The organism is Nonomuraea sp. NPDC049637 (genome assembly GCF_040675235.1).
Taxonomy (GTDB): Bacteria; Actinomycetota; Actinomycetes; order Streptosporangiales; family Streptosporangiaceae; genus Nonomuraea.
Window position 1 is genome coordinate 14,884 of sequence record NZ_JBFAOM010000005.1, and the last position, 19,816, is coordinate 34,699.

At 71.5% G+C, this 19,816-nt stretch carries 18 protein-coding genes; 8 read left to right on the plus strand and 10 right to left on the minus strand.

Features of this window, described 5'->3' with window-relative positions:
* Position 1: 1 nt before the first annotated feature.
* The 7 genes from AB0J71_RS08750 to AB0J71_RS08780 all read right to left on the minus strand — a co-directional run bounded on the left by AB0J71_RS08750 (position 2) and on the right by AB0J71_RS08780 (position 7,380).
* Positions 2 to 763 (minus strand): PIG-L family deacetylase, encoded by a 762-nt coding sequence (locus AB0J71_RS08750; protein ID WP_352325483.1) that lies wholly within the window; start codon positions 761 to 763, stop codon positions 2 to 4.
* 8 nt (positions 764 to 771) lie between these two features.
* Entirely contained in the window at positions 772 to 1,908 is a 1,137-nt protein-coding gene (locus tag AB0J71_RS08755) for an ROK family protein (RefSeq protein ID WP_364413470.1), read from the minus strand.
* Positions 1,909 to 1,910: 2 nt separating this feature from the next.
* Positions 1,911 to 2,732 carry a carbohydrate ABC transporter permease gene (locus tag AB0J71_RS08760; RefSeq protein ID WP_364413472.1) on the minus strand — a complete coding sequence of 274 codons (822 nt, stop codon included), beginning with the start codon at positions 2,730 to 2,732 and terminating at the stop codon, positions 1,911 to 1,913.
* A 1-nt stretch (position 2,733) separates the two neighbouring features.
* Entirely contained in the window at positions 2,734 to 3,615 is an 882-nt protein-coding gene (locus AB0J71_RS08765; protein ID WP_352325487.1) for a sugar ABC transporter permease, read from the minus strand.
* Between the two features lie 3 nt (positions 3,616 to 3,618).
* A complete protein-coding gene (gene ngcE / locus AB0J71_RS08770; RefSeq protein ID WP_364413474.1) occupies positions 3,619 to 5,046 on the minus strand; it encodes an N-acetylglucosamine/diacetylchitobiose ABC transporter substrate-binding protein in 1,428 nt (475 codons plus the stop codon).
* 112 nt (positions 5,047 to 5,158) lie between these two features.
* Positions 5,159 to 6,136, minus strand: coding sequence for a BadF/BadG/BcrA/BcrD ATPase family protein (locus tag AB0J71_RS08775; protein ID WP_364413476.1), 978 nt, complete (start codon positions 6,134 to 6,136; stop codon positions 5,159 to 5,161).
* On the minus strand, positions 6,130 to 7,380 hold the full coding sequence (locus tag AB0J71_RS08780; RefSeq protein ID WP_364413478.1) for a 6-phospho-beta-glucosidase: 1,251 nt from the start codon (positions 7,378 to 7,380) through the stop codon (positions 6,130 to 6,132). The genes AB0J71_RS08775 and AB0J71_RS08780 overlap by 7 nt, the downstream gene beginning before the upstream one ends.
* A gap of 179 nt (positions 7,381 to 7,559) precedes the next feature.
* Here AB0J71_RS08780 and AB0J71_RS08785 point away from each other — a divergent pair, with 179 nt between their 5' ends.
* The 5 genes from AB0J71_RS08785 to AB0J71_RS08805 all read left to right on the plus strand — a co-directional run bounded on the left by AB0J71_RS08785 (position 7,560) and on the right by AB0J71_RS08805 (position 11,469).
* Positions 7,560 to 8,159: a dihydrofolate reductase family protein gene (locus AB0J71_RS08785; protein WP_352326964.1), complete on the plus strand. Its 600-nt coding sequence runs from the start codon at positions 7,560 to 7,562 to the stop codon at positions 8,157 to 8,159.
* 431 nt (positions 8,160 to 8,590) lie between these two features.
* The gene (locus tag AB0J71_RS08790; protein ID WP_364413480.1) at positions 8,591 to 9,406 is read left to right on the plus strand and encodes a helix-turn-helix transcriptional regulator; all 816 of its coding nucleotides are present in this window, start codon (positions 8,591 to 8,593) and stop codon (positions 9,404 to 9,406) included.
* Positions 9,394 to 9,600, plus strand: a complete 207-nt coding sequence (locus AB0J71_RS08795) for a DUF397 domain-containing protein (RefSeq protein ID WP_352326962.1) — start codon at positions 9,394 to 9,396, stop codon at positions 9,598 to 9,600. The genes AB0J71_RS08790 and AB0J71_RS08795 overlap by 13 nt, the downstream gene beginning before the upstream one ends.
* Before the next feature lie 218 nt (positions 9,601 to 9,818).
* Positions 9,819 to 10,472 (plus strand): RNA polymerase sigma factor, encoded by a 654-nt coding sequence (locus AB0J71_RS08800; protein WP_352326961.1) that lies wholly within the window; start codon positions 9,819 to 9,821, stop codon positions 10,470 to 10,472.
* Positions 10,462 to 11,469 (plus strand): CU044_5270 family protein, encoded by a 1,008-nt coding sequence (locus AB0J71_RS08805; protein WP_364413482.1) that lies wholly within the window; start codon positions 10,462 to 10,464, stop codon positions 11,467 to 11,469. The genes AB0J71_RS08800 and AB0J71_RS08805 overlap by 11 nt, the downstream gene beginning before the upstream one ends.
* A gap of 178 nt (positions 11,470 to 11,647) precedes the next feature.
* Here AB0J71_RS08805 and AB0J71_RS08810 read toward each other — a convergent pair whose 3' ends face one another.
* The 3 genes from AB0J71_RS08810 to AB0J71_RS08820 form a co-directional block, all read right to left on the minus strand.
* Entirely contained in the window at positions 11,648 to 13,048 is a 1,401-nt protein-coding gene (locus AB0J71_RS08810) for a hypothetical protein (RefSeq protein ID WP_352326959.1), read from the minus strand.
* Positions 13,049 to 13,153: 105 nt separating this feature from the next.
* The gene (locus AB0J71_RS08815) at positions 13,154 to 14,905 is read right to left on the minus strand and encodes a biotin carboxylase N-terminal domain-containing protein (protein ID WP_364413484.1); all 1,752 of its coding nucleotides are present in this window, start codon (positions 14,903 to 14,905) and stop codon (positions 13,154 to 13,156) included.
* A 36-nt stretch (positions 14,906 to 14,941) separates the two neighbouring features.
* Positions 14,942 to 15,661 (minus strand): SDR family oxidoreductase, encoded by a 720-nt coding sequence (locus AB0J71_RS08820; RefSeq protein WP_352326957.1) that lies wholly within the window; start codon positions 15,659 to 15,661, stop codon positions 14,942 to 14,944.
* Positions 15,662 to 15,784: 123 nt separating this feature from the next.
* On the opposite strand from AB0J71_RS08820, the gene AB0J71_RS08825 reads away from it, so the two are divergent.
* From AB0J71_RS08825 to AB0J71_RS08835, 3 genes are all read left to right on the plus strand, one after another.
* Positions 15,785 to 16,057 carry a WXG100 family type VII secretion target gene (locus AB0J71_RS08825; RefSeq protein ID WP_352326956.1) on the plus strand — a complete coding sequence of 91 codons (273 nt, stop codon included), beginning with the start codon at positions 15,785 to 15,787 and terminating at the stop codon, positions 16,055 to 16,057.
* Between the two features lie 90 nt (positions 16,058 to 16,147).
* Positions 16,148 to 17,296, plus strand: coding sequence for a S8 family serine peptidase (locus AB0J71_RS08830; protein WP_352326955.1), 1,149 nt, complete (start codon positions 16,148 to 16,150; stop codon positions 17,294 to 17,296).
* A gap of 90 nt (positions 17,297 to 17,386) precedes the next feature.
* Positions 17,387 to 19,816: a protein kinase gene (locus tag AB0J71_RS08835; protein WP_364413486.1), complete on the plus strand. Its 2,430-nt coding sequence runs from the start codon at positions 17,387 to 17,389 to the stop codon at positions 19,814 to 19,816.

Below are 19,816 nucleotides of genomic sequence, written 5' to 3' on the forward strand. Positions count from 1 at the left end.
GCTACGCGGCCGGGGCGGCGGTCCCGGCCAGCAGGCGGCCGACCTCTTCCCGGTCGGCCGTCCTGCCGTAACCGGCGAACTGGAAGGTCTCCTCCTTCAGGAACTCCGCCCAGTGTTCGAGCACGAACGCCCGTCCGGCGGCCACGTCGCCGGGCGGGGGAGCCTGGTCCAGGAAGCCCCGCTGCCACGGCGCGAACTCCAGGAACTGGGAGGCGTGGGCCAGGCACGCGTCGAGCTTGGCCGTCAGCACCGAGGAGACGTCCACCACCACGTCGGGCCGGTGGACGGGGGCGGAGGCGTAGTCCGTCATCAGCAGGCACACCGGCATGCGCCGCAGGGCCGGCTTGCCCACCTCCAGGTTGCGCGTCATCGCGAACTCCACCGCGTGCGCGGCCAGTTGCCCGGCGGCCCGGTTGTCGGGGTGGCCGCCGCCGTCGGCGTGCAGGGCGATCACCAGGTCGGGCCGCCAGGCGCGGATCTGCGCCAGCACCCGCAACCGCAGCTCGACGGTGGGTTCCAGCATGCCGTCGTGCACGTCGAAGATCTCGTAGTCCACCACGCCCAGCGCGTCGGCCGCGCGCCACGCCTCCTCTGCGCGGCGGCGCGCCAGCGGGCCGCGCTCCAGCTCGTGGTGCCCGGCGTCGCCGTTGGTGAGCGTCAGGAACTTCACCGCGTGGCCGGCCTGTGCCAGCAGCGCGGCCGTGCCGCCCGCGTAGATCTCGGGCTCGTCGGGATGAGCGGCGATCACGAGGGTTCTCAACATGTGCGTCCTTAGGGGTTGGATTCACCGGTACGACCGGCCGTACCGGCTTGGAAGACCCGCTCGCGGGTCAGGTCCAGGGCGTAGCTGAGAGCGCCGCCGAGCACGGCGTTGCCGCACACGGCGCTGAGGGCGACGGTCACCGGCACCAGCGGCGTCGAGGCCAGACGGTCGGCGACCCGCGCCCTGAGCGGCTCGCCTCCCGCGACGCACAGCGGCCCGGCCAGCACGACCAGGCCCGGGTCGAGCACCCCGATCGCGGCCGTCACGCCGAGCGCCACCCGCGCGGCGGCGTCGTCGAGGAAGCCCTGGGGGGCCTCGGCAAGCGTGCGGCTCACGGCGGCGAGCGTGGGGTCGCCGGGCAGGCCGTGCGCCTGCGCCAGCGCGGCCAGCGGCTCGGCGCCGAGCAGCGCGCCGAGCGGGCCGCCGTCCTGACCGTAGCGGCGGCCGGTGGTGACCGGGTCGGGCACGATGACCGAGCCGACCTCGCCGCCGCGCCCGGTGACGCCCCGCCAGAGCGCGCCGTCGAGCACGACCCCCGCGCCCACCCCGCCGCCCACCCAGAACAGCACGAAACTGCTGTCGTCGTGCTCCTGGAGCTCGCGGATGGCGACCAGGTTGACGTCGTTCTCCAGGCGCACGTTGGCCGGCAGGTCGTCCAGGCCGGACCAGCCCGACAGCTGCACGGCCTGCCGCAGCCGCCGGCCGTCGGCCTCCACCACTCCCGGCACGCCCACCACGACCTGGTCGAGCCGGTCCAGCTCGAAGCCGGCCGCGGCGACCGTCTCGGCCAGCAGCCGCCGGGCGTCGCCGGTCGCCTCGGTGCGATGGGTGCCGAGCACCCGGCCGGTCAGGTCGGCGACCGACACCTCGATCGAGCTCGTGGTGAGATCGACCCCCGCGACGCGCGCGGCCGAGCCGTCGAGCTGCCACATCTGCGCGGCCGGCCCGGCGTTGCCCGGCTTGAGGCCGGCCTTCCTGGCCAGCCCGCTGTTCTCCAGCCGGCGCAGCACCTCGGCCGCCGACGCCTTGGACAGGCCGGTGTGCAGTTCCAGCTCGGCGCGGGTGAGGCCGCCGTGCTCGAGGAGCAGGGTGAGCGCGGCGCGCTCGTTGAGCGTGCGGAAGACGGTGGGGTTTCCTGAAGACATTCCTACTTCAGCGCTCCTGAGGTCAGCCCGGACTGGATATGTCGCTGGAAGACGATATAGATCAGCACGACGGGAAGCACCGTCATGCTGAGCGCGGCGAACAGTCCGGGCCAGTCGGCCTCGTAGCCGGCGATGGTGGAGATGTCGGCCACGCCCTGGGTGATGACCCACAGGCTCTTGTCGCCGGGCAGCAGGACCAGCGGGATGAGGTACTGGTTCCACTGGCCGAGCACGTTGAAGATGGTCAGGCTGACCAGCGCCGGGCGGGCCATGGGCAGCATGACCTGGAAGAACGTGCGGGTGTGCGAGGCCCCGTCGATCATCGCCGCCTCGGCCACCGCGTCCGGCAGCGCCCTGAAGAAGGACGTCAGGAAGAACACCGTGAACGGCAGCGAGTAGGCGATGTAGACCAGGACCAGGCCGACGTGGCTGTTGAGCAGCCCCAGCCCGTCCACCACGAAGAACAGCGGCACGAGCGCCAGGAAGACCGGGAAGGCCATGCCGGAGACGAACAGGAAGTAGACCAGCCGGTTGCCCGGGAAGCGGTAGCGGGCCAGCACGTACGCGGCCATCGAGCTGAGCAGCATCGTCCCGGCCACGCCGAAGAAGACCACGATGACCGTGTTGAACAGGTAGCGGCCGATGTTGGCCCGCTCCCAGGCCCGCGCCCAGTTGTCCCAGCGCAGCTCGCCGGGCAGTTGCAGGGCGTCGCCGAAGATCTCGGCGTTGCTCTTGAACGAGGCCAGCAGGGTCCACAGCAGCGGGGCGATGATGAGCAGCGCCCAGAGGCCAAGGACGGCCTGGATGCTGATTTTTCGGAACATTTCAGTAGACGACCTTCTGGCGGCGGGTCACGCGCAACGTCAGCGCGGCGAAGGTGAGGGTCAGGAAGAACAACGCCACGCCCATGGCCGAGGCGTAGCCGAACCGGGAGTAGGAGAAGGCGTTCTTGTAGATCTCCGTGGCCAGCACGGTGGTCGCGCCGTCCGGCCCGCCCTGCTCCACCGACAGGACGTTGACCAGCGCGAACCCGTCGAACGCGGCGATCCCCAGATAGACCCAGGCCACCTGGACGGTGTCCCACACCAGGGGCAGCGTGATGGAGAAGAACGTGCGCAGCCGCCCGGCGCCGTCGAGGGCGGCCGCCTCGAACACGTCCTTCGGAATGGCCGCCATCCCGGCCGAGAACAGCACGACGTAGAAGCCGACCGCCTGCCACACCATCACCGCGATGATCGACCACAGCGCCAGGTTCTGGTCCGTCAGCCAGCCGACCGGCTCGACGCCCAGCTTCGCCAGCGCGCCGTTCAGCACGCCGCTCGCGTCCGGCCGGTAGACGGCCTTGAACAGCACGCCGACCACCGCGACGGCCAGCACCTGCGGCAGGAAGAAGATCACCCGGTAGAACCGGGCCCCCGGCGTGCCCGCCGAGTCGCCGAGCAGGTACGCGAAGACCAGCGCCAGCGCGATGGTCGCCAACGGCAGCGTGACCAGCAGGACCGCGTGGTTGCGGACCGCCTGCCAGAACGTGTCGTTGCCGAGCATCCGCCGGAAGTTGTCCAGGCCGACGAAGTTCAGGTTCGCCGACACCCCGCGCCAGTCGGTCAGCGCGATCTGGAACGCCTGGACGTACGGGCTGATCACGAAGACCGCGTAGAGGACCACGGGCAGGGCGAGGAAGCCCGCGACGAAGCCGTGCCGCCGCATCGCTCAGACGCTCCTGGTCTGCTTGGCGATCGCGGAGTCCGCCTTGAGCTCGTCGGCCTTCTTCTGCATGTTCGCGCAGAACTGCTCGGGGGTGATGCGTCCGGACATCACCGAGTTGGTCTGGACCTGCCCGTGGTCGAACAGCTCCTTGTACCAGCCCTCGAAGCGGGCGTCGGTGATGATGTTCGTCCCGGCCGCCTCCTGGGCCTTGGCCGCGCTGCGCACGGCCGAGGTCAGGTCCAGGCCGTCCACCACGCCGTTGACGACGGTGAGGTTCTTGGTCAGCTCGGTGTAGCCGCGCGCGCCCTCCCGCGACAACATCAGGCGCAGGTACTCCAGGCCGCCCTGCGGGTTCTTGCCCTTGGCCGCCACGAAGAACGCCTCGCTCACCCCGATCATGATCGCCTCGTACGGCATCGCGTCGGCGGCGGTGATGCTGGGCACCGGGGCGATCGCGTACTCGAACGAGGCCGGCCGGTCCTTGGCCATCTCGTTCTCCAGCCAGGAGCCGCAGGGGTAGAACAGCACCTTGTCCTGCAGGTGCTTGACCTGCGTCTGGGTGTGGTCGAGCCCGAAGTACGCCTTGTCGCCGAAGTCGCGCTGCACCTGCGCCCACGCCGCGACGGCCTGCCGGACGGGCTCGGCCTGCCAGGCGCCGTCGGCGAGGTTGTCGATGTCGACGATCACCTTGTTGCCGCCGATCTTGGCGGCGCTGTAGACCAGGTTCCAGAGCTGGTAGAACGGGCCGACCTGGCCCGGGTAGGCGAACAGCGCGATGCCCGCCTTCTTGGCCTCCTCGCCGAGGGCGTTGAACTCCGCCCACGTCTTCGGCGCCTGCCAGCCACGCTGGTCGAACAGCTTGGCGTTGTACCACAGGGCGCGGTGGGCGACCGTGTACTGCAGCACCCGCGGCACGCCGTCGATCAGCGAGTTCTCGTAGACGCCGCCGACCAGGGTGTCGCGCACCTTCTTGGCCGGGTCGACCAGGGAGGGGGCGTCGAACAGCGGCGTCAGGTCGGCCAGGTGCCCCTCGGCGACGAGCGACTGCAGGTCGAGGGCGTCGGGGCCGGAGTTGTTGACCACGTCGGGCGCGTCGCCGCTGATGAAGCGGGGGCGCAGCTGCGTGCCGACCTTCTGGGTGGGCACGTGCTTGATCTTGGCGGTCTTGTACGCCTTGCTGTAGAGGGCCTCGTGCAGGCCGGTCGCGTAGCCGTCGCCGTTGCCGCCGCTGAAGATCACGACTTCCAGCTGCCTGGCGGCGTCCACGCCGAGGGGGTTGGCGGCCGAGGTGGGCGCGGCCGAGGTGGAGGCGACCGGAGCGGCGGAGCGGCCCGTGGCGCACGCGGCGAGCAGCCCTGCGCCCGGGCCCGCCGTCAGGGCGGTGAGTCCGATACGTCGAAGAACCTCACGTCGGCTGGGGTTGGTGGACATGGGTGGCCTCCTTGACCGCCAACCGTCCGGATACTTTCCAGACGGTTGGCGGCTGACTCTAGACTTACCGCTCCACGTGCGTCAATACCTCTCTAGAACGGCGCTCGGATTCTCAGGAGCCTGCCCGGACCTTCTGGAACTGCGCTCGGAGGTGAGCCTTGGCCTCCTCGGAGGCCCCGATGCGGTCCAGGCCGTTCAGCGCGGCCCCCACGATCGGCGGCTGGTCCGGGACCACCTGCTTGGCCAGCGGAGCCCGTACGGCGAACCGCTTCTCCAGCATCGCGACCAGCAGCGGGATGCGCGCGTGCAGCACGCCTCCGCCCAGCACGACCTCCGTCGGCGTCTCCAGCAGGTCCAGGCGGCGCAGGCACACCTCGGCCATCACCACGATCTCGTCGGCCAGCCGGGTGACCAGCTCCAACGCGATCGCGTCAGCCGACGCGGCGGCCTCGAACACCTTGGGGGCGAGCGCGGTCAGGTGATGCCGCTCGATCTGCCCGAAATGCACCCCGAGCACCACCTCCTCGACCGTCCGCGTGCCGAAGTGCTCCTTGATCAGGCCGGCGAGCGCGGTGGGGGCGCCCCGGCCGTCCTCGGCGCGGATGGCGTGCCACAACGCCTCCTCGGCCAGGCCGCCGCCACCGCCCCAGTCGCCGCTGATCCGGCCGAGCGCGGGGAAGCGGGCCACCCCGCCCGTGGGCGAGACGCCGACCGCGTTGATGCCCGCGCCGCACACCACCGCGACTCCGCTGGGCCCGGACGCCCCCGAACGCAACAGCGCGAAGCTGTCGTTGCCCACGACGACGTCGGCGGCCATCCCGCGGGCGCGGAACTCGGCCGCCAGGGCCTCCTCCTCCACCGGCAGGTCGGCCCCGGCCAGGTAGGCGTAGAGGTGGTCGGCGTACGGGGGAGCGGCCGCCGGCCCGAGCGCCCGCCGCACGGCCTCCTCCACGACGTCCACGGCCGCCGGCACGCCGACGGTCTGCGGCTCGAACGGCCCGCCGTCGCCCTGGGCCAGGATGGTGCCGTCGTCCGAGAGCACGACGACATGCGTCTTGCTGTTGCCCGCGTCCACGGCGATGATCACCATGGCAGGTACCGCTCGTTCGCCGCCAGCAGCAGGCCGGTCAGCTCGTCCGCGACGGCCTCCTGGCCGATCAGCGGATGGGCCAGCAAGGCGTTGCGCACCCGGTCCGCGCCCCCGTGCAGCGCCGCGTCGAGCGCCAGTTCCTCGTACGCGGAGACGTTCGCGATCAGGCCCGCGTACAGCGGCTCCACCGGATCGACCGGCAGCGGCGCCGCCCCGGACGCCGAGACCCTGGCCGGGACCTCGATGACCGCCTCGTCGCGCAGGAACGGCAGCGCCCCGTCGTTGCGGGTGTTGACCACCTGGACGTCGCCCCGGTCGCCGAGCAGCGAGGCGATCAGCGCGACGGCGGCCTCGGAGTAGTAGGCGCCGCCCCGCTTGTCCAGCAGGTCCGGCTTGGTGTCCACGGCGGGGTCCGCGTACAGCTCCAGGAGCTGCCGCTCCATCGCCGCGACCTCGGCCGCGCGCGACGGCTTGGCCCGCTGCTCGCTCACGACCAGGTCGTGGGCGTAGAAGTAGCGCAGGTAGTAGGACGGGACCACCTGGAGCCGGCGCAGCAGCCCGACCGGCAGGCCGATGTCGTCGGCCAGCTCCTGCCCGTGCTCGGCGAGCAGCCGCGGCAGCACGTCCACGCCGTCGACCACGACCGACCGCTCCCACGTCAGGTGGTTGAGCCCGACGTGCCCGAGCGCGACCCGCTCCGGCGGCACGCCGAGGTGCCGGGCGAAGCGGCGCTGGAACCCGATGGCCACGTTGCACAGGCCGATCGCGCGGTGCCCGGCGTCCAGCAGCGCCCTGGTGACGATGCCGACCGGGTTGGTGAAGTCGACGATCCAGGCGTCGGGGGCGTGGGCGCGTACCTGCTCGGCCAGGTCGAGCACGACCGGGACCGTGCGCAGGGCCTTGGCGAGCCCGCCCGCGCCCGTCGTCTCCTGGCCGACGCAGCCGCACTCCAGCGGCAGCGTCTCGTCCACGTTCCGCGCGGCCTGGCCGCCCACCCTGAGCTGGAACAGCACGGCGTCCGCGCCCGCCACGCCCTCGGCCACGTCGGCGGTGGCGATCACCTTCGCCGGGTGCCCGGCCCTGCGCAACATCCTGCCGGACACGCCCGCCACCAGGTCGAGCCGCGTGGCGTCCGGGTCGATCAGCGCGATCTCGGTGAGCGGCAGCTCGTCGCGCAGCCTGGCGAAGCCGTCGATGAGCTCGGGGGTGTAGGTCGAACCGCCCCCGATCACGGCGAGTCTCATGTGCAACTCCTCAATTAGGAAACTTTCCTAACCGTCGAACCTACCCGACCTCCTCCGATCCGACTCCTCCCACCCCGTTCCCGGAAATTTCCGCTCGCCATGTAGAGAGCCCGCCGCCGGCTCCGACTCCCTGGTGAAGGCGCCGGACGGGCGCCACGGACAACAGGAGACGAACCAGGATGAGCAAGGTCACGTGCGACATGGGGATGTCCGTCGACGGCTACGTGGCGGGGCCGAACCAGAGCCTGGAGCAGCCGTTCGGCGACGGCGTGGGCGACCGGCTGCACGAGTGGATGTTCCAGGAGCCCGAGAAGCACGCCGAGGTCATCGAGGCCATCACGGCGGCCGGGGCGTTCATCATGGGCCGCAACATGTTCGACCCCGGCCGCGGCGCCTTCGACCCGAACTGGACCGGCTGGTGGGGGGAGGAGCCGCCGTACCACGCGCCGGTGTTCGTCCTCACCCACCACCCGCGCGAGCCGCTGCCCATGAAGGGCGGCACGACGTTCTTCTTCGTCACGGACGGCATCGAGGCCGCCTTCGCCATGGCGCAGGAGGCGGCGGGGGACCGTGACATCGCCATCGCCGGCGGCGCCGCCACCGTCAACCAGTACCTGGCCGCCGGCCTCATCGACGAGCTCCGCCTGCACGTCGCGCCGGTGATCCTCGGCCGCGGCGAACGCCTCCTGGCCGACGCCGGCGACATCACCCTCACCCCCGCCGCCCCTCCCACGGGCACCGCCCTGGTCACGCACCTGACGTACCGGGTGGTCCGCTAGGCCCGGCCCTTTCCATGACCCAGTCGCGGTCGGGGCCCGGTGGCACATGCCGGACCGCGTTGGTGACCAGCTCTGATACGACCGTCAGGGCGTCGTCGCGAACCGGCGGGTCGACGTCCGCCAGCCAGCGCCGAATCGTCTGCCGACTTTCTCCGGGAGCTCGGTCATCGCGCCGCAACGTCAAGCCTTGGTAGGTGTGGCAAATTGACATGGTTTCAACCCAAAGCAAATCGGGAGGTTCTGGCGGCCGTTTCTCGCGACAGAAACGCTGTCGCCCGGATCAAGCATGAACGGTTACATGCTTCCGCGGTGCGCCCGGCTGGCGAAACTCGTCTGACAAAGCGCTACACCTGCTCTGTATTGATTGTCGGAAGGATGTCGCAGTAGCCTGCCATGAGGCCATCCCCTTGCTCCTGAACTGCGGAGAAGTCATGACTCCCGATGTTGGCGACCATTTGTCGCCCAGGGCGCGTTTCGCCCGCGACCTCGCGGAACGACGTAAAGCGGCTCGAATGACACAATCCGCTCTAGCGCTCCGCATTCTCTGTCACGAGTCACTCGTCAGTCATGTCGAGAAAGGCCGACGAGTCCCTACGCTGGAATTCGCGCGCGAGGTGGACAAGGCATTCGGAACCGACGGCCATTTCACCGGCCTTCACGAGCGCATCTCCCAGTCACCCGCTCTGGGCTGGTTCGCACGGTGGGTCGAGGAGATCGAACCGCAAGCCGTCATCCTGCAATCCTGGGATCCGCTCGTGATCCCCGGCATGCTCCAGACCGTGGACTACGCCCGTGCCGTCTTCGCGGGTACCGGCTCATCCGATCAGGTGGAAGAGCAGGTTCAAGCGCGGATCCGGCGCATCGGCGTCTTCGAGGCAGCCAACCCGCCATCCCTTCTCGCAGTCATTGAGGAGGGAGTCCTCCATCGGCCCTTCGGCGGGACCGGTGTCCTGGTCGGGCAACTGCGCTTTCTGCTGGAACTCACCGAGCATCCTCAGATCACTGTTCAGCTGCTTCCGCGCACGGCTGGTTGCATAGCCGGCATGGTGAGCGCGTTCGCGCTGGCCCGGCTGCGGGACGGATCCGAGGTGGTTTCGGCGGACTCGCTTCTGTCCGGACAGGTGTCAGACGACCATGACGCAGTCGCACGTTTGAAGCAGAGGTATGACAACATCAGAGCGCACGCACAGCCGAAGAACGTCACTCGACAGGCGATAGAGGGTGCGATAGCCAAATGGACCAGCTGAACCTTGATGATGCGCAATGGCGCAAGTCCAGCGCCAGCGCCGACACAGGGCAGTGTGTCGAGGTCGCGACGAACCTCCCGGGGATCGTCGCCGTCCGTGACAGCAAGAATCCGCAGGGCCCGGCGCTGATCTTCACGCCCGCGGAGTGGCAGGCGTTCCTGCACGGCGCCAACCAGGGCGAATTCAACATCTGAGGCAGGCGTCTGCCGCTTCGGAGTCGGGTTCGTCCGAGGGATGCGGGGACCGGTAGGTCCCCGCTGGGCATGTGGCGGCTTGCCCCCACATGGACGCAGCCTGAGCCCACGTCGCGCGAAGCGCGCCCATCGGCGAAGCCCTTCGTGGCCTGTACGAGAACCGGATCCGAGTCATCGGGTGAAAGGGGGTGTTCAGCCCGAAGAACGGAGCCGAGAGTTTGACGCAGGACACCGAGGTGGACGACGCGGAGGTGATCAGACGTGCCCGCAGCGACCCCGCCGCCTTCACGGCGTTGTACGACCGGCACGCCCCCGCGCTCCACAGATACGTCACCCGCCGCCTGGGCGATTCGCTGGCCGACGACATCGTGGCCGAGACGTTCCTGGACGCCTTCCGCCGTCTCGCCCGCTACGACACCGCCCACCGCGACGCCCGACCCTGGCTGTACGGCATCGCCGCCAACCTGATCGGCAAGCATCGCCGTACCGAGATCAGGGCCTACCGCGCCCTGGCCAGGACGGGGCTTGACGCGGTGGCCGAGAGCTACGCCGACCGGGTGGCGGCCCGCGTGTCGGCCGGGGCGGCGCACCGCGAGCTGGCGGGGGCGCTCGCGACGCTGTCGCAGCAGGACCGCGAGGTGCTGCTGATGATCGCCTGGGCGGACCTCAGTTACGAGGAGGTCGCCCGCGCGCTCGGCGTCCCGATCGGGACCGTGCGTTCGCGCCTGCACCGCGCCAGGAGGAAGACCCGCGCGGCCCTGGGCGGCATCGACCCGTCAGCCCTCCACGACGCCGCCCCGCCGGCCGCCCGCGACGCCGCGCACTCAGCCACCTACGACACCGACGAGGAGGACCCCGGCCGTGGACGATGACCTCACGCTCCTGCGCGAGCTGCGCGCGGACGCCCCGGAGCCCGCCGCCGACCGCCTGCGCGCCGTGCGTGCCCGGGCCCTCGCCCCGGCGTCGGGCCAGGCCCCGGCCCGGAAGCGGCGCCGGTTCTGGGCGGTGCCGTCGCTGCTGGCCGCCGCGACAGCCGTCGCCGCCGTCGTCGTGGCGGTGAACGGTTCCCACACTCCGGCCCCGGCCCCGCCGGCCGCCGTGACCACCATGCCGGTACGGGCCGAGACGGTGCTGCGCCAGGCCGCCCTGGTGGCCGAGGGACGCCGGAAGCACCACCAGCCGCGCGCCGACCAGTGGTTGTACCGCAAGCACCTGGTCAAGCAGCCCTCCGAGGAGCGAGGCACGGTGCAGGAATACTGGACCCGGTACGACGGCACCCGCCAGGCGCTCCGCCAGAACGGCGGCTCCCTGGAATTCCAGGACATCACCCCCGACCCCGGCGACGACGACCTGACCCCCCGGCAGTACGCGGCCAAGCTCGCCGGCCTGCCCACCGATCCAGCCGCGCTGCTGGACCACGTCAAGGGCGACCGGCACTGGTCGGCCCGGACGAAGGGCGCGGACGCCGAGCACCCGGACGCGCGGGCGTTCCGCGTGTTGTCGGTCTACCTCGACGCGGGTGTCCCCATGCCGCCGCAGGTCGAGGCCGCCATCTTCCGCGCGCTCGCCGAGCTGCCCGGAGTGCGGGTGGACCTCGGCGTACGGGACGCGGCGGGCCGGGCGGGCATCGGCATCGCCTACGAGCCCGCCGGTTCCGTCCCCGGAGGGCCGGTGCGGGACGCGCAGGGCCAGATCGTCTCGCGGTCGTACCTGGTGCTGGACGCCGCGACCTACCGCTTCCTCGGCAGGCGCGTGGACACCCTCCAGGACGAGGTACTCGGCGGCGAGGTGACGGCCCGCAAGGGCACGTTCTACGCGAGCGCCGACCTGGCGGCGGGCGTGGTGGACGAACCGGGCCGGCTCCCCTGACCGTCCTGTCCCAGGCCGCCGCCACGAAGGCGGCGTAGGAGGCGGCGTAGGAAGCGGCGTCGGATGAATCACTCACCTGGCCTCAACGCGGAGACAGGCCGGGAAGGTTGACACCGGAACGCGAAAAGGGCGCGCCCCCCGGAAAGGGAGGGCGCGCCCGTCAGGGTCGGCGCAGGGTTTACCAGTCGCCGCCGCCGAAGTCACCGCCGCCGAAGTCGCCGCCGCCGCCGAAGTCGCCCCAGCCGCCGCCGCCTCCGCCGCCGAAGTCCCCTCCGCCGCCGAAGTCGCCACCGCCGAGGTCGCCGCCGCCGCCGTCCTGGTAGCCCTCGGCGTAGCCGGCGCCGTAGCCGCCGCCGCCCCAGCCGCCGTGGAACATGCTGCCCATCATCGTGCCGATGAACATGCCGGTCATGATGTCGCCGAAGCCGCCGTAGTAGCCATAGGCGTACGGCTGGTAGGCCGGGCCCGCGTCGTAGTAGGGGCGACGGTGACCGTCGACCATGACCTCGCGCATCTGCGGGTCGAAGCCGCGCTCGACGGCCTCGGCGTCCATCGCGCAGGCGGGCACGTCGCGCACCGCGCCGCCGGGCGGGGCCCAGCGCACGTCACGGGCCGACGGGCCGTGCTGCGGGTTGAAGAAGCAGGGGGCCCGCCGCTCGGGGATCGGCTGGTTGTTGACCTTGGCCTTCACCACGGCCAGCGCGTAACGGCCGTCCTCAAGGGTCTGGGTGACCTCGCGGACCTGGTCGGGCCGCTGGACCGCGTTGAGCTGGACCTTGGCCTTCTCGTAGGAGTCGAGCGCCTGCTGCCACTCGGTGATGTGCCCGCCGCCCTGGCCGGCGAGGGTGACGTCGGTGTCGAGCTCGGTGATCTCCTCGCCCAGCTTGGTGACGTCCTCCTCCACGGTCTGCTTGACCGCGGCCAGGTCCTTGGCCTCCTGGATGGCGCGCTTCTTCTTCTTGTTCTTGGAGTAGAGGAAGTAGCCGCCGCCGCCGACCACCAGCAGGCCGAGCAGGGCCACCAGCGCGAACTGGCCGCCGGCGCCGGGGTTGGCCTGGCTGCTGGGGCTCAGGGCGCCGCTGCGGTCGTTCTTGCCCGCCGCGTCGACCCGGTTGGCGAAGTCCTTCACGCCCGCGACGATGTCGCCCGAGTTGGCGTTCACCGAGAGCTTGACCAGCTGGCCGGCGAGGTTGTTCCGCAGGGCGTTGGACCCGGCGAACATCGTCTCGCCGTCGAACACCACCACCGTCACCTTGGGACGACCGGCCTCGACCAGCGCCTTGCCCAGCGACGACAGGTACGGGCCCACGGTCGAGTTGTCAAAGGTGCCGTCGGGCAGCGCGACAGCGTAGATCTTGCTGTCGGCGTCCTTCAGCGCGTCGTTGATGTCACTCTGCTGGCTGGAGCTCAAGGGGGAGCCCGACACCACGTAGAGCGGGGCCTTTTTCCAGTTTTGCACCACAGTCTGTGCGTCAGGTGGCGCCGCCGCGTTGGCGGCAGGGGACAGCGCAAGAACGACGAACAGCCCGGCGATCAGAGCCGCGATCGCGGCCCCTGCTCGGCGCAGCGAATGGGTCATTGGCAGCAAGCCTCCTTCGCCCATGAGGACGAACGGGCGGTCGGCAAAGTTCCTCACTGGGCACGTTACCTGCCCGCGACGGCGCGTATGCACAGGGGAGCGGGCTCAGGCGTCCTTGATCTCGCAGATGGTGGCGCCCGACGTGACAGTCTGGCCGACGGCGGCCGACAGGCCCGTCACGGTGCCCGACTTGTGGGCCGTCAGCGGCTGCTCCATCTTCATGGCCTCCAGCACCACGACCGTGTCGCCCTCGCTCACCACGTCGCCGTCGTTCGCGACGACCTTGACGATCGTGCCCTGCATGGGGCTGACCAGCGCGTCGCCGCCGGCCGTCGCGTGCTTGCGCGCGCCGCCGGACCGGCGCGGCGCCTTGGCCGCGGCGGGCGCGGGGCCGGCCATGCCGAGGCCGGCCGGGAGCACCACCTCAAGGCGCTTGCCGCCGACCTCGACCGTCACCGTCTCGCGCGCCGCCGGAGCGGCCGGCGCGGTGGCCACCTCGCCCGCGTACGGCTCGACCGGGTTGTCCCACTCGGTCTCGATCCACCGCGTGTGCACGGTGAACGGCTCGGACGTGAACGCCGGGTCGGTCACGATCGCCCGGTGGAAGGGCAGCACGGTCGGCATGCCGTCGATCTCGAACTCGGCCAGCGCCCGCCGGGCCCGGTCGAGGGCCTCGTGACGGGTGCGCCCGGTCACGATCAGCTTGGCCACCAGCGAGTCGAACGTCTGCGGCACCGTCATCCCGGCCTCGTAGCCCGCGTCGAGGCGGACGCCGGGACCGGCCGGGGTGCGCATGGCGGTCAGGGTGCCGGGGGCGGGCAGGAAGTTGCGGCCGGCGTCCTCGGCGTTGATCCGGAACTCGATCGAGTGGCCGCGCAGGGCCGGGTCGTCGTAGCCCAGGAGCTCGCCGTCGGCGATCCGGAACATCTCGCGCACCAGGTCGACGCCCGCGACCTCCTCGCTGACCGGGTGCTCGACCTGCAGCCGGGTGTTGACCTCCAGGAAGGAGATCGTGCCGTCCTGGCCGACGAGGAACTCGCAGGTGCCGGCGCCGACGTAGCCGGCCTCCTTCAGGATGGCCTTGGAGCTGGTGTAGAGGATGTCGATCTGCTCCGGCGACAGGAACGGCGCGGGCGCCTCCTCCACCAGCTTCTGGTGGCGGCGCTGGAGCGAGCAGTCGCGGGTGCTGACCACGACCACGTTGCCCGCGCGGTCGGCCAGGCACTGGGTCTCGACGTGCCGGGGACGGTCGAGGTAGCGCTCGACGAAGCACTCGCCCCTGCCGAAGGCGGCCACGGCCTCGCGCACGGCGGACTCGTACAGCTCGGCGACCTCCTCCAGCCTGCGCGCGACCTTGATGCCGCGGCCGCCGCCGCCGTACGCGGCCTTGATCGCGATCGGCAGGCCGTGCTGCTCGGCGAACGCCACGACCTCCTCGGCGCCGGAGACCGGGTCCTTGGTGCCGGCCACCAGCGGCGCGCCGACCTTCTGCGCGATGTGCCTGGCCTGCACCTTGTCGCCCAGCGCGGCGATGGCGGCCGGGGGCGGCCCGATCCAGGTGAGGCCGGCGTCGATGACGGCCTGCGCGAACGAGGCGTTCTCGGCCAGGAAGCCGTAGCCGGGGTGGACGGCGTCGGCGCCGGCGCGCGCGGCGACGTCGAGCAGCTTGGCGATGTCGAGGTAGGTCTCGGCGGGGGACTGCCCGCCCAGCGCGTACGCCTCGTCGGCCACCCTGACGTGCAGGGCGTCGATGTCTTGGTCGGCGTAGACGGCCACGCTGCCGATCCCCGCGTCCGTGCACGCGCGGGCCACCCGTACGGCGATCTCGCCGCGATTGGCGATCAGAACCTTCCGCACCGACCTTCGTCCCTTCCTCGTGGTCCTCGTGAGTGCTCAGCGGCCGAGGTACGCGCCGCCGTTCAGATGCAGCACCTGCCCCGTCATGTGCCCGGCTCCCGCGGATGCCAGAAAGAGAACGGTATCGGCCACGTCGGAGGGGGTGCCAGGGCGGCCGTTACGCGTGTTCTGCACGCGGGCCCTGATGCCCTCCTCGGTGAGCCTGCCGCGGAAGAACTCGGTCTCCATCACCAGGCCGGGAGCCACGACGTTGGCGGTGATGCCCCGGGGGCCCAGCTCGGCGGCCAGGTCGGCGGTCCAGGACTCGACGGCGGCCTTGGCGGCGCCGTACGAGCCGGACCCGGTGCCGCGCGCGGCGATCGAGCCGATGGAGACGATCCGGCCGCCCTCGCCCATGCGCGGCGCGAGCGCGGTCGTGACCAGCACGGCGGACAGCAGGTTGGCGTTGAGGTTGGCCTGCCACGCCTCGGCGACGTCCGCCAGGTCGCCGGACTGGCCGCGTTCCAGGTTCGTGTTGCCCCCGGCGTTGTTGACCAGGACGTCCACGCGGGCGGGCAGGCTGTCGAGCGCGCCCTGGACGGCGGCCGGGCTCGCGGCGTCGAACGGCACGTACGCCGCCCCCAGCCGCGCGGCGGCCTCCTTCAGCACGTGCTCGCGTCGGCCGGTGATCGTGACGCGGTCGCCGAGAGCGGCGAACGCCTCGGCGATGGCGTAGCCGATCCCGGTGCCGCCACCCGTCACCACGACCTCGCGCATGAGCGGATAACTCCTTAGATCCGAATAATCCTCTGGACGACCATAGCCGCTCGGCATAACGGGGGCGACGGGCGGTGGCCCGCTTTATGGTGAGGGCGCTTTCACCAGTTCCAGGAGGTATGCATGAGCCAGAGTATGCTCGGCGGCAACCCCGCGGAAATGCAGCAGATGGCCAGCCAGTTCACGCAGCAGTCCGAGGCGCTCCGCACCATCATGACCGCGCTCGACCGCGAGGCGGCCAAGGTCGGCACCGCGTGGACGGGCCCCGGAGCCCAGCGTTTCAGTCAGGCCTGGCAGAACTACCGCACGGCCTTCCAGCGCATGACCGAGGAGCTGCAGGAGGCTTCCCGGGTCATCGGCACGTACCAGCGGAACATCGAGTCCGCCACGCAGTGAGCACGGACGGGGGCCCTGGTCCGCCGCCGGGGCTTCTTCCGTCGTGAGCGGAGCTTTCCTCCCGGATCGGGCAGGCTACGCTCTTTCTCCATGATTGGTCGCGCCTTGGCGGCGAGCATGCTTGCCCTGCAGTTCGCGGCGGCGCCGGCGCAGGCCGCGCCCGTGCGGTGCACGCCCAAGAAGGCCACCATGGCGATCGGCGAGACCTGGGCGCAGCGGCGGGTCAACGCGGAGAAGGTGTGGCCGCTGACCACGGGCCGGGGCGTCACGGTCGCCGTCATCGACAGCGGCGTGGACGAGACCCACCCCCAGATCCGGCTGGGCGGCAAGGCCGACCTCACCAACACCGGCTACCGCGACTGCGTCGGCCACGGCACGGCGGTCGCCGGGCTCATCGCCGGCCTGCCGCGCAAGGACATCCCCTTCCACGGCGTCGCCCCCGGCGTGAGCCTGCTGTCGATCAAGTACGTCACCGGTGACCGGGGCGACGTGGGCCTGCTGGCCAAGGCCATCAAGACGGCCGTGGACGAGCACGCCGACGTCATCAACGTCTCCGTCGAGGCCTCCGACACCCCCGACCTGAAGGCGGCCGTCGACTACGCGCTGGGGCGGGACGTGGTGATCGTCGCCGCCGCCGGCAACCTGTCCAAGGACGACGGCACGTCGACCCCCTCCTACCCCGCCGCGTACGACGGGGTGTTGTCGGTGGGCTCGGCGACCCCGGACGGCGGGCGCTCGACGTTCTCCAACCCCAACGCGGTCGCCGTGCTCGGCCCGGGGGAGGGCGTCAGCTCGACCTGGCCGCTCAAGGGGTACCAGTCCGACCTGAAGGGCACCAGCTACGCCGCCCCGTACGTGGCCGGCGTGGTCGCGCTCGTCCGGGCCCGCCATCCCGGGCTGACGCAGCTCCAGGTGCGCAGGCGCATCACGCTGACCGCGGACGGCGCGTCCGGGACGGGCACCGGCGCGGGGATGGTGAACCCGCTGCTCGCGGTGACCGCGGTGCTGCCGTCGGAGCAGGTGGCCGTGGCGCCGCCGGTGCCGCCGCCGCTGCCCGCGACCGTCGTGCGCAAGGCCGTGCCGCCGGACCGGCGGTCGATGGAGGTCGCGACGGTGGTCGCGGCGGGCGGGTTCTCGCTGGTCGGGCTGGCGTTGGCGGCCTGGGTGTTCGTGCCCATGGGACGCAGGCGGCGCTGGCGGCCCGGCTCGCCGCCGGATATCGGAAGAATTGACGGTTAACTGTAAGAGTGGGTGGCCGAAACTGCTGATGCTTATGGGGCGTATTTGGTTAAATGTCTCTGATCATGACGGACTCCTGAAAGGACGGTCATGGTGGAGAAGGACTCCCCCCAGGCAGCAGTACCGGAGCGGATCGGCGATCACGAGATCGTGAGCCTGTTGGGACAGGGCCCGCGTGGCGCCGTTCATCTGGGCAAGGAGTCCGAGGACGCCGATCCGGTCGCCATCAAGACGCTGACCGTGGACCCGGCGGCCGACCCGGACTTCGTGACCCGGCTCAAGGACGTCAGCCGGGTGTCCAGCTCGTACGTGGCCCGCACGCTCGACGCCGGCGTCCAGGACGGCCTGCTCTACGTCGTGCGTGAGCACGTCGAGGGACGTTCGCTGGCCGAGACCGTCGCCGCCGACGGCCCGCTGACCGGCGACGCGCTCGAACGCGTGGCGGTCGGCATGCTCACCGCGCTGACCGCGGTGCACCTGGCCGGATTCGCGCACCGAGGGCTCACCCCCAGCAACGTGATCCTCACCGGCGAGGGGCTGCGCGTCACCGACATCGAGATCGGCGACCCGGCCGGCGAGATCGGCTACCGCGCCCCCGAGCAGCTCAACGGCCTGCAGTACGGGCCCTACGCCGACGTCTTCGCCTGGGCGGCGACCGTGGTGTTCGCCGCCACCGGCTCCGCGCCGTTCGGCCAGGACGCGCACGCCGTGCTCACGGACGAGCCCGTGGTGGACGGGCTGCCCGACCCCCTGCGCCAGACGGTCCTCGCGGCGCTGTCCAAGGACGTGTCCGGACGGCCCACGACGTACACGGCGCTGCTGCGCCTGCTGGGGGACGACAAGGCCCCCATGCCGGCGGCGCCGATCGACGGCGTGCTGATGCAGATGCCGTCCTCCCCGATGCCGCCGTCGCAGCTGCCGCCGTCCGACCCGGCGGACCTCGTCACCATGGTCGACGGCCAGCCGCCCGTGCCGGGCCAGCCGCCGCTCCCGGGCCAGCCGCCCGTGCCGGGCGGGCCGCCGGTGCTGCCCCTGGCCATCGAGGGCGCCCCGATCCCGAACGGCCCGATGCACCCGGGCCCGATGGCGAACGGCCCCATCCCCAACGGCCCCATCCCCAACGGCCCGATGCCGAACGGCCCGGTCCCCAACGGCCCGGTCCCCAACGGCCCGGTCCCCAACGGCCCGATGGCCAACGGTCCGGTCCCGAACGGTCCGATGGCGCACGACCCGATGCAGCCCGGCCCGTTCCTGCCCGGTGTGCCGCCGCAGGGCCCGATGGGCCATGAGCCCATGCAGCCCGCCCCGATGCAGCCCGCCCCGATGCAGCACCTTCCCATGGACGACGAGCCGGTGCAGGGCGTCCCGGTGCAGTACCCGCCGGTGCCCGTGCAGGCCGCCTGGGGGCCGCCGCCCGGACCGCAGAACCCGTCCGCCGAGCCGGCCCAGCCCGCGATGGCCGGTGCGGGCAGCACCGGACCGGCGCGCAAGCCGTTCCCCATCGGCCTGGTCGCCGGCGTGGTCGCGGTCATGCTGCTGTCGGCGATCGGCCTGTGGGGCGCGAGCCGCTACTCCTCCAACGTCACCTTCGAGCCCGCCGCCGCGGCGGGTTCCGCCTCGCCCACCTCGGGCGCGGCGGCGGCGGCCCAGAAGGCGGTCACCGCCGTGCCCACGCAGCCGCAGGCCGAGGTCACCGCCCCCTGGGCGACCACGCCGTCCCCTGACGACGACGGCGTGGGCCCGCTGGTGCTGAACGACGACACCTCCGCCGACCCCCCGCAGGTGCCGGTGCTGACCACGGTGCCGACGCCGACGGCGGCCCAGCAGCTGACGGTCCCGACGATCCAGCCGACCGTGCAGGAGCGGAAGACCACCAAGGAGCCCGAGCCGACGGCCACGGTCACCAGGACGGTCACGCCGACCCCGTCCGCGACGCAGACGCAGCAGCCGACCGAGACGCCCACCCAGAGGCCGAACGGGAAGCCGACGCAGAAGCCGTCCGAGACGCCCACCCCGTCCCCCACCGCGTCGGGCACCACGACGGCCACCCAGACGGCCATCCCGACGGCCTCGCAGCAGCCGACGCAGACCCAGAAGCCGACGCAGCAGCCGACCCAGACCCAGAAGCCGACCCAGAAGCCGACGCAGGAGCCGGAGCCCACCGAGGAGCCGGAGCCCACGCCGACGGCGAAGCCGAACCCCTACACGCCGACGCAGGTGTGCGGGTCCGGTTTCGTGGTCCAGCGGTCCACGTCGTACACCGGCGGCGCGACGTACCAGCTGTACAACAACAGCACGGGGCAGAACTGCGTGGTCACCCTCAAGTCCGGCCCCGACGTCGGCAAGGCGACGCCGGTCAGCGCGACCCTGGAGGTGCAGGGCGGCCCGAGCAACACCGACCGCGGCAACTACGAGTACTACGCCGGTCCGGTCAAGCTCCTCGCCAAGGGCAAGTGCGTGCGTTACTCGGGCAGCGCGGGCATCGGCAACACCCAGGTGGACTGGGCGAACTGCGGCTAG

What these genes read in the sequence shown, in the direction of transcription:
- AB0J71_RS08750 (WP_352325483.1), bottom strand. Translation starts at nt 763, where the DNA reads ATGTTGAGAACCCTCGTGATCGCCGCTCATCCCGACGAGCCCGAGATC.
- AB0J71_RS08755 (WP_364413470.1), bottom strand. Translation starts at nt 1,908, where the DNA reads ATGTCTTCAGGAAACCCCACCGTCTTCCGCACGCTCAACGAGCGCGCC.
- AB0J71_RS08760 (WP_364413472.1), bottom strand. Translation starts at nt 2,732, where the DNA reads ATGTTCCGAAAAATCAGCATCCAGGCCGTCCTTGGCCTCTGGGCGCTG.
- AB0J71_RS08765 (WP_352325487.1), bottom strand. Translation starts at nt 3,615, where the DNA reads ATGCGGCGGCACGGCTTCGTCGCGGGCTTCCTCGCCCTGCCCGTGGTC.
- ngcE (WP_364413474.1), bottom strand. Translation starts at nt 5,046, where the DNA reads ATGTCCACCAACCCCAGCCGACGTGAGGTTCTTCGACGTATCGGACTC.
- AB0J71_RS08775 (WP_364413476.1), bottom strand. Translation starts at nt 6,136, where the DNA reads ATGGTGATCATCGCCGTGGACGCGGGCAACAGCAAGACGCATGTCGTC.
- AB0J71_RS08780 (WP_364413478.1), bottom strand. Translation starts at nt 7,380, where the DNA reads ATGAGACTCGCCGTGATCGGGGGCGGTTCGACCTACACCCCCGAGCTC.
- AB0J71_RS08785 (WP_352326964.1), top strand. Translation starts at nt 7,560, where the DNA reads ATGAGCAAGGTCACGTGCGACATGGGGATGTCCGTCGACGGCTACGTG.
- AB0J71_RS08790 (WP_364413480.1), top strand. Translation starts at nt 8,591, where the DNA reads ATGACTCCCGATGTTGGCGACCATTTGTCGCCCAGGGCGCGTTTCGCC.
- AB0J71_RS08795 (WP_352326962.1), top strand. Translation starts at nt 9,394, where the DNA reads ATGGACCAGCTGAACCTTGATGATGCGCAATGGCGCAAGTCCAGCGCC.
- AB0J71_RS08810 (WP_352326959.1), bottom strand. Translation starts at nt 13,048, where the DNA reads ATGACCCATTCGCTGCGCCGAGCAGGGGCCGCGATCGCGGCTCTGATC.
- AB0J71_RS08820 (WP_352326957.1), bottom strand. Translation starts at nt 15,661, where the DNA reads ATGCGCGAGGTCGTGGTGACGGGTGGCGGCACCGGGATCGGCTACGCC.
- AB0J71_RS08825 (WP_352326956.1), top strand. Translation starts at nt 15,785, where the DNA reads ATGAGCCAGAGTATGCTCGGCGGCAACCCCGCGGAAATGCAGCAGATG.
- AB0J71_RS08830 (WP_352326955.1), top strand. Translation starts at nt 16,148, where the DNA reads ATGATTGGTCGCGCCTTGGCGGCGAGCATGCTTGCCCTGCAGTTCGCG.
- AB0J71_RS08835 (WP_364413486.1), top strand. Translation starts at nt 17,387, where the DNA reads ATGGTGGAGAAGGACTCCCCCCAGGCAGCAGTACCGGAGCGGATCGGC.